Consider the following 16,466-nt stretch of genomic DNA (forward strand, 5'->3'; position numbering starts at 1 on the left):
TAAATGATTATCAATTACATTTCTATTAGAAATTTTTAATTCTTCATAACTACTAAATATAAAGATATTATATTCACTATTATAAGAAGAGACAATTTTTACTTGATTTTCATGCTCCTTCTTTCCAAAGGTATTATATAATAATGTGTCATTTCCATGGTATCTAAATCTACGAGAGCCAACAACATCAGCATGGGTGCTCATACCCAATCCAGCAGCTAATCCTTCTAAATCTTTATGAAAGGATTTTACCATATTTACTATCATCTCACTTCCATGTTGTGGATCAATTCTATGACCATATTGCCTTGATGTAATCCCCCAAGCACATTGCCCTGTATGACATCGCTGGCATAGTGTGCAACCAAGTGGATGCAGTGTTCTCATACCCATACCTACAAAATCAGCCCCTGCTAATAAAACTAAAAAAGCATGGAAACTATTTAACACCCCACCCTCAGAAATTATTGAAACCTTTTCCCTTAAGCGTTCCCTTCTCAATGCAAGATCAGCAATATGTGTCAAATACACTACATTAAGACCCCTATTCTTTAGATCTACTAGATGTGCTGCCCCTGTTGACCCATCGCCTGCCTTGATAGTAATATAATCAAACCCTGATTTTGCTAGTGCTACAACAATGTCTGTAAAATTCCAGGCTGTCCCATAAACATCAGCACCAATAAGTTTTTCATCCCCTAAAAGAGCTCTTAATGATTCAACCCTCATAGGCAATTCTTCAATAGAGTATTGCAGATGTTGAGGATTTGGAGCATTTAAATTCCTAAGCGCCTCAACACATCTAAGTAAGGCTATCTCAATATCATTTTTTTTAGCTTGTAGCCTGCCACCTTTACCTTTTTTAGCGTCTTGACCATATTTCATTGAAAATCCAGCAAATTTATCTAGTTCTACCCATGGACCATAACCACCAGAACCAAACTGCACAATACAATGTTTTGCAGCAGGCATCATATCAGGGTGTAAGAACCCTTCGCCAGTAAAAAAAGGTCTTTGCAATTTTATATCAGCCATTAACCTTGATAAAAATGCTTCATGACTGTTTGAGCCGTAACTCATATGAACGTCAAAAATGGGGGTACTACATTTAAATTTTGCAGTTCTTTTTCCTAAATAAATATCAGATAATGAGCCTGCATATTCATGTAAATGATCCCTTTGAGGACTTAATATTTCTGCTGCATCAATTAACCAATCTTCAGATAATTTTGAAGGGTATTTACCATAGTGGGCACTCCCAATTGTAGAGGTGCCTTTTGCTCTTGTTAAGACTTCATTTATCACTTCACTGTCAGTTAATTTTACACCAATATCAAAGTAATCTTTGTTATTATAAATTTTTATAGCTCTTTGCGGGCACATCTTTACACATCTTTTACAATTGCAACATTCATCAGGATTAATCCATAATATTTTCTCTATTAGTTTTATTTTATCTGAGGCCTCTACGTTAACCCTATTACCATTTGCATCATAGTATCTCTCTTCCATTGAGAATACACCAAATTCACTATCTTGTTGCGTTAAATTGTGGGTGCATGCTTCTACACATCTGCCACAAAAAACACAACCCCTACCTTTTTCTTCTTCCTCTTCAGTTACTTTAACCCAATATTTAGCCCCTATCGCTGATATACCAGTTTCTTTGGGCTCAACATATTTTACACTTTGTTTTATTATAACATCTAACTTACAATTTATACTATTATTCATAGGTACACCCTCTTTTAATGTTCAATGCTTTTTTAAACAACTAGGTCACTATATTTTTTCCAGTTGTAATCCAATAATTGTATTTTCTGTTTATCCACACTAAAACCCAATATCTTGCCAGCTTCTGGATCATATAGCTCATCAAGAGAATCATTTAAATAATAAGATGCTGAAATTATTGCCCGCTGTTCTGATCCCATAAGGGCAACCTTTTTATTATAACCCACACTAAATGAACGCAAGTGGTCTCGATCTGTAAGCCCAATAAGATAATTATCCTTTAAAACAATTGCCGTAGCTGGACCACTAACCTTCATTTTATTTAATAAAGGAGAGTTTATTAACTCTCTATATCTAAGTCTTTTATCTCTATCCATTTCATTTTCTTCCTGTGGAAATTTTCTACATAAGATCCACTCAATTTCCTCTAGGGAATAGTTGTTATCAATTAGATAGTCTATCATAAGAAAAATAGCCTCTGAGTCTGTGCCCACATGCTGAACTATACCAAGTTGTTCTAATGCTTGTGAGTTTGACCTGTCACTTGAGAGGTGTCCATTATGTATACCGGCAATATCACAAAGTGATATAGGCTGAGGGCCCCACCACAAACCTCTACCCCTACTCGTTGGCCAACGTAAATGGATTAAGCAACCGTCATAAAAACTATCTTCATATTGTAATATATCATAGATTTTAACAGTATCACTTAATTGAAAAGCAGTAAGAAAAGTGCCGTTCTCTCTAGAGCTTGAAAATATTCTTGCATCATCTATATAATTAGCATTGAATCTAGTTACCTGCAATCTAATATATTTTTCTGGGTCGTTGATCTTCTCCCTATACATCATCTCATCCTCAGAAGGAGGGCTTATATAATAGCTTTTAATAATAGGTAAATCATATTCATAATAATATTTTCTAGCTACAAGTTCATGAACCTCCAAAATTCTAATCCCCCAATCATTTAAAACTTCTTCTAGTTCTTTAACTTTGTATTGATTTCTAAACATAATATGTAAAACATAAAAGTTTAGATCCTTATAAAGACCCTTAATTGTTATACCTGCACCTGTTCGGGCTCTATACTGCAAGCACTCAGCACTTTTAATTATAGAGCTTAGTTTAAATTCACCTGCAGCAGCCAAAAGACCACAAGCCCCACTTGGCACACCTTCTTTCCCTCCAGAAAATTCATATTTTGTAATCATTTCTTAGACTCCTTAAGGATAGCGTTATTATCTATATATTGTTTATCAATATATTTTTTATAATTTGGTTTCTCTTTAACTACAGATAAAGCAGCCCTAGGACACGCTTCAACGCTTTTGTAGGTGGCTTCTCCCAATTTTTCTTTAATAAAGTAATAAAAATATTCATCTATATCTTTTGACCATTCTTTTTTAATCTTTATTATTGAGCCATGACTATAATAATAACACCAGTCACATTGAATACATATACCACAGAAAAAACACCTCTCAGCCATTAGGGGGGCTATACTTTCATCAATAGTTTTTACAATTTCATCAAAATTATCCCTTCTCTCTTCTGCTTTTAGTTTTTCTTCTATAGCTCTTGAAGATTTTTCAAAATACTTAGTGTTTAGATTATCAAAGTAAGCAATATCATTAATTCTATTATATTCTTCAATTTCCTCGCCTAAGAAATTTCTTACAGCTAAAGCTGTGTCCTGCGCAAGACCAATAGCTCTGACAACCATACCAGCTACCGGTGCAGATCCCATAGCTGCATCACCTGTTACAAATATTTTCTTGATCAACTCTTCCCTTAAGTCTGGACAGTGCAATCTTGGGTATTCAATAAAAAATCTATCGCCTACAAAATATAAGTTTGGATTATCACCAATTGCAAATATTATTCTATCAGCTTCAATCTCTTCAAATTTACCCCTCAAAGGGATAGGTTTCGATCGTCCACTTTCATCAACAGCACCAAGTTTCATTTTCTGGCATATTAGTTTTAATTTGTTATTTATCTTTTTAATCTTATAGGGTTGTAAAAGAAATTTAAAATCCACACCTTCATCCCTAGTATCTTTCAACTCTCCAGGGTGGGCAGTCATCTCTGTTTCTGTCCTTCTATATATAATCATAGGTTTTGCCTTTAATCTCGTTGCAACCCTAGCAACATCAAAGGCTGTATATCCACCCCCTATCACAGCTATCTTCTCACCTTCCACAATTTTAAGTTTATCAACTTCTCCCAAATTAATCTTTCTCAAGAATTCCAAACCTGATTGAACCCCCTCTAGTCTTTCGCCTTCTATACCAGGATAATTTGGTGAATTAGCACCTGTTGCTACAATAACTGCGTCGAATTCCTCAGTTATATTTAGAAATCTATTTTTATCTACATTAAAATCTGTAACTATTTTAACACCTGCTTTCTTAATAAATTCTAGCTCTTTATAGAATATCTCCCTTGGGTATCTATATGTAGGTATACCCTCAGTTAATAATCCTCCTGCCTCTTTATGTTTTTCATAAACAACAGTGTTATAGCCATTGATCGCTAAAAAATATGCACAAGATAAGCCAGATGGACCAGATCCTATTATCGCAATTTGCTTATTATTACGACTTCTTTTTTTAATAGGAGTTAATCCATTTTTATAACCCCAATCAGCAATAAAACGCTCCAAAGCTTTAATATCAACTGGTTCGTCAAATTTAGCCCTGTTACAAGCAGTTTCACATGGGTGGTCACAAAATCTCCCACAACCAGCTGAAAAAGGATTTGTCTCTTTTAAGACATAAAAGGCATCGCTAAAGCGCTTTAGTTTTATTAGATGTAAAAATCTAGGGATGTCGTTTCTAGCAGGACAACCAGTATTACCTATATGATCTTTGGAATAACAAGGACTTTTCTTGTTTATATATATTGGGTATAATCTCTCCATCTAAACCCCTTGTATTTTATTTTTTCTTATTTTAATTAGAATTATTCATAAAAATACTTAAAAACATTAGGTTGTCAATAGTATTTTTTTTACTTAATTATAAAAATATGTAAAATTATCTTATAATATCAATTGGCTTTAAACGAGCAGCAATATATGCGGGGTAAACACCAGAAAAAAAACCTATAAATATGCATGAGAGAAAAGAAAATAATATACCTTTAGTTGATATTATAGCCGGTAAACTTGCAATACTAAATATTACTAAAGATATAGAAATACCAAAAATAATACCAACAATTGTCCCGGAAACCGTAATAAAGGTTGATTCATAGATAAATTGTAGAAAAATATCCCTCTTTTTTGCTCCCACTGCTCTTTTGATGCCAATTTCATATCTTCTTAATCCAACTATTAATAACATTATAGAAAAAATACCTAACCCACCTATCAAAAAGGATATAACAGACGTTATTTTGCCCAAGGAATCAACTAAACTAACAACATCACTCCTAAGCCTTCTTGCATCTATTGGATTAATTATTGTAAAATCGTCTTCCATATCCTTATCAAGGCCATGACTTTCTCTCAATAATGCTTTTATGGATTTTTCAATGTCAGGAAATTTTTCCCAACTAGTTATCTTCATCTCCATTCCATCAATATAATCAATATAATCAATATCATCCAAACGATTCATGTATGTTGTTATAGGCACAAAAACAACATCATCTAAGTTATTTCCATTGATATCAGTGCCTTTTTCTTTTATTACTCCATTTATATTAAACACAGAATTTTTAATAACTAACTTGTTGTTTATTAAGCTAGTTTTATTATCTATCTTTTCATCTATCTCAGAGCCTAAAACCACAACCTTTCTTTGATCTTGAGTATCTTCCTTATTAAAAAACATACCCTCCTTTAGCTCTAATTTCCTCATTTTAAAATAATTATGGCTAGTTGCAATTAGGTTTGTGGTAATGAATGCCTCTTTATATCTAACTGTGATAGATCTTTTTATATAGGGACTTATATCTAAAATATCAATTACTTGATTTTTTAAAAGGTTTACATCATTTAATGTCATTGTTTTTGCTGTATCTATGCTTTTATCTCTACCTGCCCTTACAACTTCTCCTGCCACTACAGTGATTATTCTATCACCAAATTTCTCCACTTCATTTAATACATTTTGTTTAATTGAAAGTAAGATATTAAATACCAATGTTAAAGAAAGACTCCCCAAAAATATCCCAATTATAGCAAGTATAGCTCGCCCTTTATAGCTTCTTAATACATTTGTTACTATCTTTAATGTTATTATTAATTTTCTCATTCTGTCCTTATTGCTTCAATGGGGTTCATATTTGAAGCCTTTTTAGCAGGCGCATAGCCAAAAATTAAAGCAATAATTATTGAAGAAACAAGTGCAATTATAAAGATGAGAGGTGATAAATCTATTTCAAAAAAACCAGAGGTTTTTAAAAAGACAGAAAATACTACTCCAAGAATAAAACCTACTATACCACCAAGTATCGACAAAATAATAAATTCATATAGAAATTGTATAAAGATTTCGCTTTTTTTTGCTCCAAAAGCTCTTCTAATGCCAATCTCATTTATTCTTTGCCTAGTTGAGGCTAAAAATAGATTAGCAACAACAAAGCCTCCAGTAGCAGTAGATAATAATGTGATTATTGTTAAAAATAATATGAGAGAACCAGAGATAGCTATAAAAAATTTCAGGATTTCATGAGGACTAATAATAAAAAAACCACTATCTTCTGAATCTTTTGTAAAATTATTATCGCCTTTTCTCATACGTAGGAAATTCTCTAGAGATTTCTGCTTTTGAACAAGTGTAGAAGGATTATCAAATCTAACCCTTATGGCATTTACATAGGTATACTCATCTGTTATAAAACGAGCTAGTGTAGTTATAGGAATTATTATCCTATCATTTATATTGTGACCATGACTTGAAACACCCTTCTCAGATAACACCCCAACAACTTTACAATAGAAGTTACCAACTAATATATATCTATCTATAGCCGGTAATTCCCCAAACAGCCTTTCTTTCGTATAGGAACCTATCAAACAAATTTTTTTGTAGTATTTAACGTCAACCTCGCTAATATCACGCCCATTATTGATATCAGAATTCCAGGCTAAGGCATAATTCTCTGTGGAGCCTATAATTCTTGTTTGTGTATAATTATCCCCATTTTTAGCGTATATATCACTTACAGAGCTCATAGGGACAGATATATATGCATCTGGAAAAGAATTTTTTATAGCAACAGCATCATTAAATGTTAAAGTTTTCTGCCTTTTAAATATACCAATAGTTCTACTTCCGCCAATAATCAACATTGAATCTGATCCAAATTGACTTAATAAGCTGTATATCTTATTCTTTGTGCCATTAATTGAGCCTGCAACTAAAGTAACCCCAATTATACCCAAGCCAATGCTTAAAATAGAAAGATAGGTGCGCAGTTTGTAACAACGAACGGCTTTAAATGCCTCTAAAAAAAATATAACCTTTTTCCTAAAAAAAGTTATTTTAATAATTTATATTCCTTAATACTTTTAAATATATTTAATATTTCATCCACTAGTTTAGTATTTAATGTTAACTCTTTAGCAAGCAAACCTTTTCTACCAATATAAACACCATATCTATAATCATTAAGTCCATTAATGTTGTGCGCATCTGGATTAATGGAAATCATAACATCTCTATTAATTGCGTAGGGTATATAACGCCAATCTATATCTAATCTCTGTGGGTTTGCATTTAGTTCAATTATTACCCTATTCTTTGATGCTTCCTCAATTATCTTTTCTATATCTAGCTCATAGGGCTGTCTTGATAACAGTAGTCTGCTTGTCATATGCCCTAAAATTGTAGAATAGGGATTTCTAATAGCCTTGGAAATCCTCTCTGTCATCTGGGATTTACTCATATTAAAATTTGAGTGTACACTTGCTATAACAAAATCAAGTTTTTCTAATATATCATCATCATAGTCAAGAGAACCATCAGCTCTAATATCTGATTCTATACCATGTAATATTTTAATATCGTTATATCTTGAATTTAACCTCTTTATTTCTTCAGCTTGTTTTATAATCTCATCTTCTTTTAACCCCCCAGCGTAATATGCACTTTTTGAGTGATCACTTATGCCTATATACTTAAAACCGATTTTTCTAGACTCCTCTACAATCTCCTCTAAAGAATTTAGACCGTCAGAATAACTACTATGAATATGCAGAATACCTTTAATATCAACTATATTAATTAGAATATCTCTATCAACTTTATTTTCAAATTCAAATAAACCCTCTCTTAATTCTGGTATAATATATGGAAGATCAAGTTTTCTATAGATTTCTTCTTCACTTGTTATTTCAATTTTTTTGCTACCTTCAAACAAACCGTATTCATTTAGCTTATAACCTTTTTTATCAGCTATTACTCTTAACTTTTCTATATGATCCTTATTACCAGTCAAATAGTGCAACATATTTATATAATTATCACTTTCTGCTATTATAATATTAACTGGAAAATTATTAATTGTAATTGCTATTTTCTTTTCTTGCCTATCATTTATTTTAACATTATTTAAATTACTTAATAATTCCAAAAATAGTATGCGTGCATTATCACTGTCATTTTTAAGCAAAACTACAATATACAAATCCTTGACTGTTTCAAGTTTCCTTCTAAAACTACCGGCTACATCTAGTTTTTCAACAATTTCACAGGATTGAATCTTTTCTTTTAAATAAATTGCCAAGTGCTCTACATCTGCCCATAGTAATCTTCCTGCAAACTGCTTAGCTATTTTTATACCTTCTAATATGTTATCTTGCATTTTTTTCCCAAAACCATTTAATTTCAATAATCTATTTTCTTTACATGCATATTCTAATTCATTAATGTTATCTATCCCTAACTCTTTATATAATCTAGCTATTTTCTTAACTCCAAGTGACGGAATTTTAAATAATTCATATAAACTTTGGGGGTATTTCGATCTCAAAGCTTCTAGTTCTTCAAAGCTATTATTCTCTATTATTGATATAATCTTACCAGCTATATTCTTACCTACCCCATCGATATTTATTAATTTTTTATTTTCATTATAATATTCAGCTATATTTTCTTGCAAATTTATAATATTATTAATAGCCCTTTCATAAGCCCTAATTTTAAAGGGGTCCTTATTTTCTAATTTTAAAAGGACAACATATTCTTTCAGTATATTTGCTATCTCATCATTAGTAATCATAATAATATAAATATATAAAATAAAAAATATATGAAAAGTACTTTGCTTTTAAAATTACAAAATCAAAGTTTCTTTACTTTGTTGAATTTAGTTAACAAGTGAAAGCACTTGATATATATTCAATAAAGTGCTAAATAGCTTAATTAAAAATATATTTCTACATTAATAAGTGTGAGGGATAGATGCTGTATAAAGATACGCTTAATTTACCAAAAACAGATTTTCCAATGAAAGCAAAATTAACGCAAAAAGAGCCTGAAAGGATAAAGTGGTGGCAAAATTTAGATATATACTCCAAAATTTTAAATGAAAGAGATGAGTCGAAAAAATATATTCTACACGACGGACCTCCCTATGCAAATGGACATATTCATATGGGGCATGCCCTAAACAAAATATTAAAGGATATAATAGTTAAGATTAAATTATTAGAAGGTTATTATTCGCCCTACATACCAGGTTGGGATTGTCATGGATTACCAATTGAACATCAAGTTGATAAACAGTTAGGCAGTAAAAAATCTTCCCTATCAAAAGCAGAAATTAGAAAAAAATGTAGAGACTATGCTGAAAAATATATTGATATACAAAGAAAAGAATTTATAAGATTAGGGGTCTTTGGTGATTGGTATAATCCATATATTACAATGGATTATACATACGAATCAATAATAGTAAGGGAATTGTATAAATTTTTCGAGAATAAAGGTGTTATAAGAAGTTCAAAACCTGTATATTGGTGTGCAAGTTGTGTAACCGCATTAGCTGAAGCTGAGGTTGAATATTATAATCATAAATCACCCTCAATTTTTGTTAAATTTGAGGCAGATCTGGATACAAATGAAAAATTAAATATTGATAAGAATAAAAAAATATATTTTGTTATATGGACAACAACGCCATGGACTTTACCAGCTAATTTAGCAATAGCAGTACACCCTAATTTTAACTATGCCTTTATCAACATATTAAAAACAAATAATAAGAACTTAGACAATAACACCATATTGGTAATTGAGGAGGAGCTAGCCAAAAATATAGTAAATCAGTTTGGGGTAAAAGAATACAAGATTGAAAAAATAGTAAATGGCAAACAACTAGAAAATCTTGAGGCAATACATCCTTTTTATAATAGGAAATCAAAATTGATCTTAGCAGACCACGTAACAAAAGATCAGGGCACAGGCCTTGTACACACTGCACCTGGGCATGGTTTAGAGGATTACATCATCGGTTTAAAATACAATTTAGAGGCCTATAACCCAGTAGATGACTATGGCAATTTTAATAAAGAACTGGAGCTCTTTGGAGGAATAAATGTATTTGAGGCTAATAATGATATTTTAGAATATATTGATGAAAATAGATCCTTGGTTTTTTCTCACACAATAGAACATCAATACCCCCATTGTTGGAGATGTAAAAAACCAGTAATATATAGAGCAACACCCCAATGGTTTATATCAATGAACGCAAACGATCTAAGAAAAAGAGCATTGGATGAGATAAGAAAGGTAAAATGGATACCCTCATGGGGTATGCAAAGGATATATTCAATGATCGAAAACAGGCCTGATTGGTGTATTTCAAGACAGAGATCATGGGGTGTACCTATTGCAGTACTAATATGCAAAAAATGTGGCCATTATTATACAGATAAAAATTTACAAGATAAAGTGGTAGAACTATTTCAGCGGGAAGGTGCCGATGCTTGGTTTGAATACCCTATTGAAACATTTACCGATAAAGATGTTAAGTGTACTAATTGTGGCTCAAGAGACTTTAGAAAAGAAGATGACATACTAGATGTTTGGTTTGATTCTGGCTCCTCCCATGCAGCAGTATGCGAGAATAGAAAAGAACTTAATTGGCCTGCAAATATGTATTTAGAAGGTAGCGACCAACATAGGGGATGGTTTCATTCATCTTTATTAGAAAGTGTAGGCACAAGAGGCAAAGCCCCCTACAAAGAAGTATTAACCCATGGCTTTGTTGTAGATGGAAAGGGAAGAAAAATGTCTAAATCATATGGGAATGTAATAACTCCTTTTGATATTGTAGATAAGCATGGAGCTGAAATATTAAGGCTTTGGGTTTCAGCTGAAGATTATTCAGAAGATATAAGACTCTCACAAGATATATTGCAGAGATTAGTTGAATCCTACAGAAAGATAAGAAACACAGCAAGGTATATGCTTGGCAACATCTACGATTTTAATCCCGATAATGATTATGTTTCCTTTAAAGATATGTTAGAATTAGATAGATATATACTCATAAAATGGCAAAATATTAAAAAAAGAATATACAATGCTTTTGATGAATATCAATTTCACATTTTCTATCACACATTGTTAAACTTTTGTATAAACAGCTTATCATCCTTTTATATCGATGTCCTAAAGGATAGATTATACTGTGAAAGCAGTAATTCCCTTAAAAGAAAATCTGCACAAACTGCTATTTTCACAATAATAAAAGAATTTTGTATATTAATATCACCAATCTTATCTTTTACAGCTGAAGAATTGTGGGAATATTTGCCAAACTTTAAAAATAAAAAAACCTCAGTATTTTTAGAGACTTTTCCTAAAATTGAATCATATATTGATAATGAGCTATTAGAAAAAGTTGAGTTTATATTAACCTTAAAGGATGAAGTTAATAAACACCTCGAAGAAGCCAGAAAAAATAAGATAATTGGACATTCCCTTGACGCAGAAATTGAATTACAAATAGGCAAAGAATATGAAAAATTTCTAAATATTGATGAAACTTTGGAGCGTATTTTCTTGGTTTCTAAAGCATCCGTTATATATTCAAATACTAATGAAAGAATTATAAAAGTAAATGCCTCTAAAGCGCCAAAATGTGAGAGATGTTGGAATCATTCAGATACTGTTAATGAAGATAACCTTTGCTCAAGATGTTTTAATGTATTAAATGCGAAATAAAGTTATACTATTTGTTATATATTTAATATTGGTCTTTTTAGATCAATATACGAAGATTATTATAGAAAACATTCTACCTTTATATTCTTCAATTGAAGTATTTAAAACTCTAAATATAACACATATACAAAATAAAGGTGTTGCCTTTGGTCTTTTAGCTAATTTAAATTTTAAAGAATTGAGGTTTATATTTATAGCCATTTATATTATTATAATTTTTACTCTTTTATACTTTTTATATAAAGATTATAATAGAATAATAGCTAAATATGGGTATATAATGATTTTAGCAGGGGCTACAGGTAACCTAATTGATAGGATAAGGATTGGTAAGGTTATAGATTTCATAGATTTTCATATACACAATTGGCACTATCCTGCTTTTAATATAGCAGATAGCTCAATTACAATTGGTATTATAATACTATTAATTGATTTTATATTTTTAAGAGAGGCTAAAAATTATGAAAGCATTAAAAGTTAAAAGAGCTTTAATAAGCGTATCTGATAAAAGTGGTATTATAGATTTTGCTAAATATTTAAGTTCTAATAATGTAGAGATAATCTCAACTGGGGGAACAGCTAAACTCTTAGAGGAAAACAGTATAAATACTACAAAAATAAGTGATTTTACAGGATCACCAGAAATTCTAGATGGTCGGGTTAAAACACTACACCCTAAAATATTTGCTGGCATCCTCTATAAAAGGGAAAATAAGAAACATATTGATGATTTAAAGGAATTTAACGCTAAGAATATAGACCTTGTTGTAGTAAATCTATATCCCTTTAGCAAAGATTTCTTACAAGAGGACAATAGAAAGATTGAAAAAGATATAGAGTATATTGATATTGGGGGACCAACCCTAGTTAGGGCTGCAGCAAAAAATTTTAAAGATGTGATTGTAGTTATAGATCCAAAGGATTATCCAAAGGTTATTGAGGAATTAGATACTAATAATGATCTAAGTTATAATACTAGGTTACTTCTTGCAATAAAAGCTTTTTCATTTATATCATACTATGACAGTATTATTGCAAAGTACTTCTCTAACGCATTTGATGTATTAAAATTAAATACTAACATTTGGCAAAATATAAATAATAAATTTCCTCAATATTTGACACTTCCTGCAAAAAGATTAGATATCTTAAGATATGGAGAAAATCCACATCAAGAAGCAGCACTCTACGAAAACAGCTCCTTTGTAGGTAATAGTGGCTTACATAATCTAAAACAACTCCATGGAAAGAAGCTATCATATAATAATTTAGTAGATATTGACGCAGCTATAAATCTAGCAAATGATTTTAATGGGGATAATTTCTGTGCTATCATCAAACATACAAACCCATGTGGTGCAGCTATAGGTAGAACTACATTAGATGCATTTAATAAGGCTTTTGAAGGAGATAGCTTAAGTGCCTTTGGTGGAATAGTTTGTTTTAATAAAACTGTAGATGAAAATGTTGCTGAAGCAATGTCAAAAATATTTTTTGAGGTAATTATTGCTCCAAATTTTAGTGATAAAGCTTTACAAATACTGCAAAAGAAAAAAAATTTAAGACTTATTGTTAATCATTCAGAGAATGCAAACAAAACAAATGGTGAGTTAGAAGTAAAAAATGTTACTGGTGCTTACCTATTACAAGATAAAAATACACAAATTCTAGATAAAAATAAACTTGAGTTTCCCACAAACAGAAAAGCAACAAATGATGAGTTAGATGCTTTAATATTTGCTTGGAAGATAGTAAAACATGTAAAATCCAATGCAATTACTATTACTGATAAGAACAGTTTAATAGGCGTTGGCGCAGGCCAAATGAGCCGCATTGATTCACTTAAAATAGCAATAAACAAAGCATCAAAAGATTTAAACGGTACTGTTATGGCTTCTGATGCATTTTTCCCTTTCAGGGATTGTGTTGATGAGGCTGCAAAACATGGAATATCAGCTATTATACAACCAGGTGGATCAATTCGTGACAAAGAGTCGGTAGAAGCTGCAAATGAACATAATATAGCAATGGTATTTACCCGTATAAGACACTTTAAACATTAAATTAATAAATTAATTAAATTGAAGGTTTGCTAAATGAATATTTTTGTCATTGGTTCAGGTGGTAGAGAACATGCTATTGCATATTCTCTAGCCCAAAGCAAATATGTAAAAACTGTGTATGTTGCACCAGGGAATGGTGGAACACAAATTGAGAAAAAATGTAAAAATATAAACATCTCACAAGAAGATTTTAAAAGCCTTGCAGATTTTGCCAATAAAAATGATGTTAAATTTACTATTGTTGGCCCAGAATTACCACTCTCTAAAGGAATTGTTGACTATTTTAATGAAAAAAATCTAAATATATTAGGCCCAAGCAAAGAAGCTGCTCAAATTGAATCTAGTAAAATTTTTGCTAAACAAGTTATGGAAAAAGCAGATGTACCTACAGCAAAATATAAGAATTTTTACAATTACAATTCTTCCATTCAATATATGAAAATGTCAAACTTTCCTATTGTTATAAAATATAATGGTTTGGCAGCAGGTAAAGGAGTATTAATAGCAGCTAACAAAAAAGAAGCCGAAGAATATCTATATTCTATATTTATTGAAAATAGATTTAATGATAAAAATCCAAGTGTAATAATAGAAGATTATTTAACAGGAGAGGAAGCTTCTTATATAGCCTTAGTTGATGGTAAAAATATATTACCCCTTGCTTCTAGTCAGGATCACAAACAATTGCTTAATGGAGATAAGGGTCCAAATACTGGTGGGATGGGTGCTTATTCACCTGCCCCAATTTTAGATGATAAAAACTTTAATTACACCACTGAATATATTATTAAACCAACTATCAACGAATTGAAAAAAATGGGAATAGAGTATAAAGGCTTTATATATGCAGGTTTAATGGTAACAGAAAAGGGGCCAAAAGTATTAGAATTTAATTGTAGATTAGGCGATCCAGAGGCACAACCTATACTAATGAGGTTAAATAGTGACTTTTTAGAGATATTAGAAGCATATCATAATAATGAATTGGATAAAATCAAAATAAATTGGTCAGATGATTGTGCTACATGTGTCGTAATGACTTCTAAAGGTTATCCTGCTAAATATGAGAAAGGTTTTGAGATTACAGGTTTAGAAGAATTCGAGAATAAAAGGGATGTAAAGATATTTCACTCAGGAACAATATTAAAAGATGGAAAAATACTAACTAATGGCGGTAGGGTATTAACAGTAACAGCTAAAGGAAAAAAACTAAAAGATGCTATAGAAAAAGCCTATGGGGCTGTTAAGAAAATACATTTCAATGGTGCATATTACAGAGACGATATTGGTTATAAAGGCTTGAAATATGTTTAAAATAATTTCAATAGTAATAGAGGTTTTAAAAACTTATAATTTAGATATAAAAACAAAAATTTTAAATGGTCTTGTATGTTAACACCAGTAAGGAGGTGATCTTTGAAGGTTGGTATAATACTTGGGAGTAAATCCGATATAGATTTTGCAAAGGAAACTATAAAGATATTGAAGAATTTTAATGTTAAATATAACCTTATTATCTCTTCTGCTCACAGATCACCTGAGAGAACCCACAAATGGGCTATTGATACTGTTAGTAAAGAAAATATAGAGGTAATTATTGCAATAGCAGGGGCAGCAGCACATTTAGCTGGTGTAGTTGCCTCCTATGTCTCAATTCCAGTTATTGCTGTCCCTATTAATTCTACATCTCTTATGGGGCTTGATGCACTATTATCAATGGTTCAAATGCCTGCTGGAGTACCAGTTGCTACAATGTCAATAGGTAAACAAGGGGCAAAGAATGCAGCAATATTTGCTATTCAAATCCTATCCTTAAAAGATGATTCCTTAAAGGAAAAACTGAAATCATATAAATTAGAACTAGCTAAAAAAGTTGAAATAGATCATTTTGATACACTTAAAAACCTAGATCTCTAAGTGTTGTTACTCTTAAAAGCAAATGCAGAAAATCTTGAAAGGACTTTAAGATTCTCTAATGATATTAAAAAACCGATCATCTTCCCGTCAGATACTATATACGGAATTGGGGCCTCAATCTATAATATTGAGGCTAATAAATTTATATTTAGTATAAAATTTAGGAATACAAAAAAGGCATTTCCTATACTTATAGGCTCTATTAATCAATTAAAGCAATTAGTTGTTAATATCTCAGATATTCAATACAAAATTATTAAAAAGCTTTGGCCTGGCCCATATACTTTAATATTTAGAGCTAATAAGCATATCAATAATATGTATACCGAAGAGGGTAAAATAGCATTAAGATTACCGGATTCTGATTGGATAATAAATGCATTAGATAAAGTAAATACCCCAATTACAGCAACTAGCGCAAATATATCAAATACACCCTATATCCATAATTTTAAACACATCTATAAAACCTTCAAAAATCATATTTTTTTATATTTATATTCACCCTGTGAGATAGAAAAACTTATCTCACAGGGTAAAAATAGAAAGCTTAATAATAAAA

12 protein-coding genes are annotated in these 16,466 nt (G+C 31.0%); 6 read left to right on the forward strand and 6 right to left on the reverse strand.

What is annotated here, in order from left to right; genetic code table 11:
- The 6 genes from SVN78_03590 to polX all read right to left on the reverse strand — a co-directional run.
- The coding region (locus SVN78_03590; protein ID MDY6820690.1) for a glutamate synthase-related protein at window positions 1-1,734 on the reverse strand (1,734 nt) is incomplete at its 3' end.
- Window positions 1,735-1,766: 32 nt separating this feature from the next.
- Window positions 1,767-2,945 carry a hypothetical protein gene (locus tag SVN78_03595; GenBank protein ID MDY6820691.1) on the reverse strand — a complete coding sequence of 393 codons (1,179 nt, stop codon included), beginning with the start codon at window positions 2,943-2,945 and terminating at the stop codon, window positions 1,767-1,769.
- Window positions 2,942-4,657: an FAD-dependent oxidoreductase gene (locus SVN78_03600; protein MDY6820692.1), complete on the reverse strand. Its 1,716-nt coding sequence runs from the start codon at window positions 4,655-4,657 to the stop codon at window positions 2,942-2,944. The genes SVN78_03595 and SVN78_03600 overlap by 4 nt, the downstream gene beginning before the upstream one ends.
- A 115-nt stretch (window positions 4,658-4,772) precedes the next feature.
- Window positions 4,773-5,996: an ABC transporter permease gene (locus SVN78_03605; GenBank protein ID MDY6820693.1), complete on the reverse strand. Its 1,224-nt coding sequence runs from the start codon at window positions 5,994-5,996 to the stop codon at window positions 4,773-4,775.
- A complete protein-coding gene (locus SVN78_03610) occupies window positions 5,993-7,237 on the reverse strand; it encodes an FtsX-like permease family protein (protein MDY6820694.1) in 1,245 nt (414 codons plus the stop codon). The genes SVN78_03605 and SVN78_03610 overlap by 4 nt, the downstream gene beginning before the upstream one ends.
- Window positions 7,225-8,967 (reverse strand): DNA polymerase/3'-5' exonuclease PolX, encoded by a 1,743-nt coding sequence (polX, locus tag SVN78_03615; protein MDY6820695.1) that lies wholly within the window; start codon window positions 8,965-8,967, stop codon window positions 7,225-7,227. The genes SVN78_03610 and polX overlap by 13 nt, the downstream gene beginning before the upstream one ends.
- A gap of 182 nt (window positions 8,968-9,149) precedes the next feature.
- Between polX and ileS the strand changes: the two genes are divergently transcribed.
- The 6 genes from ileS to SVN78_03645 all read left to right on the forward strand — a co-directional run.
- The gene (gene ileS, locus SVN78_03620; GenBank protein MDY6820696.1) at window positions 9,150-11,921 is read left to right on the forward strand and encodes an isoleucine--tRNA ligase; all 2,772 of its coding nucleotides are present in this window, start codon (window positions 9,150-9,152) and stop codon (window positions 11,919-11,921) included.
- Window positions 11,911-12,405, forward strand: a complete 495-nt coding sequence (lspA, locus tag SVN78_03625; GenBank protein MDY6820697.1) for a signal peptidase II — start codon at window positions 11,911-11,913, stop codon at window positions 12,403-12,405. The genes ileS and lspA overlap by 11 nt, the downstream gene beginning before the upstream one ends.
- The gene (purH, locus tag SVN78_03630) at window positions 12,386-13,987 is read left to right on the forward strand and encodes a bifunctional phosphoribosylaminoimidazolecarboxamide formyltransferase/IMP cyclohydrolase (protein MDY6820698.1); all 1,602 of its coding nucleotides are present in this window, start codon (window positions 12,386-12,388) and stop codon (window positions 13,985-13,987) included. The genes lspA and purH overlap by 20 nt, the downstream gene beginning before the upstream one ends.
- A gap of 33 nt (window positions 13,988-14,020) precedes the next feature.
- Window positions 14,021-15,301 carry a phosphoribosylamine--glycine ligase gene (gene purD, locus SVN78_03635; GenBank protein ID MDY6820699.1) on the forward strand — a complete coding sequence of 427 codons (1,281 nt, stop codon included), beginning with the start codon at window positions 14,021-14,023 and terminating at the stop codon, window positions 15,299-15,301.
- A gap of 102 nt (window positions 15,302-15,403) precedes the next feature.
- Complete coding sequence (purE, locus tag SVN78_03640; GenBank protein MDY6820700.1) at window positions 15,404-15,904, forward strand: 5-(carboxyamino)imidazole ribonucleotide mutase; 501 nt, start codon at window positions 15,404-15,406, stop codon at window positions 15,902-15,904.
- Window positions 15,905-16,466, forward strand: a 562-nt coding sequence (locus SVN78_03645; protein MDY6820701.1) for an L-threonylcarbamoyladenylate synthase, incomplete at its 3' end; no start/stop codon positions are given.

Source organism: Deferribacterota bacterium, from assembly GCA_034189185.1.
Classification (GTDB): Bacteria; Chrysiogenota; Deferribacteres; order Deferribacterales; family UBA228; genus UBA228.

Excerpts from the sequence above, each read along its gene's own strand:
- ileS (MDY6820696.1), top strand. The coding sequence starts at position 9,150 with ATGCTGTATAAAGATACGCTTAATTTACCAAAAACAGATTTTCCAATG.
- lspA (MDY6820697.1), top strand. The coding sequence starts at position 11,911 with ATGCGAAATAAAGTTATACTATTTGTTATATATTTAATATTGGTCTTT.
- purD (MDY6820699.1), top strand. The coding sequence starts at position 14,021 with ATGAATATTTTTGTCATTGGTTCAGGTGGTAGAGAACATGCTATTGCA.
- SVN78_03600 (MDY6820692.1), bottom strand. The coding sequence starts at position 4,657 with ATGGAGAGATTATACCCAATATATATAAACAAGAAAAGTCCTTGTTAT.
- SVN78_03595 (MDY6820691.1), bottom strand. The coding sequence starts at position 2,945 with ATGATTACAAAATATGAATTTTCTGGAGGGAAAGAAGGTGTGCCAAGT.
- purH (MDY6820698.1), top strand. The coding sequence starts at position 12,386 with ATGAAAGCATTAAAAGTTAAAAGAGCTTTAATAAGCGTATCTGATAAA.
- SVN78_03605 (MDY6820693.1), bottom strand. The coding sequence starts at position 5,996 with ATGAGAAAATTAATAATAACATTAAAGATAGTAACAAATGTATTAAGA.
- polX (MDY6820695.1), bottom strand. The coding sequence starts at position 8,967 with ATGATTACTAATGATGAGATAGCAAATATACTGAAAGAATATGTTGTC.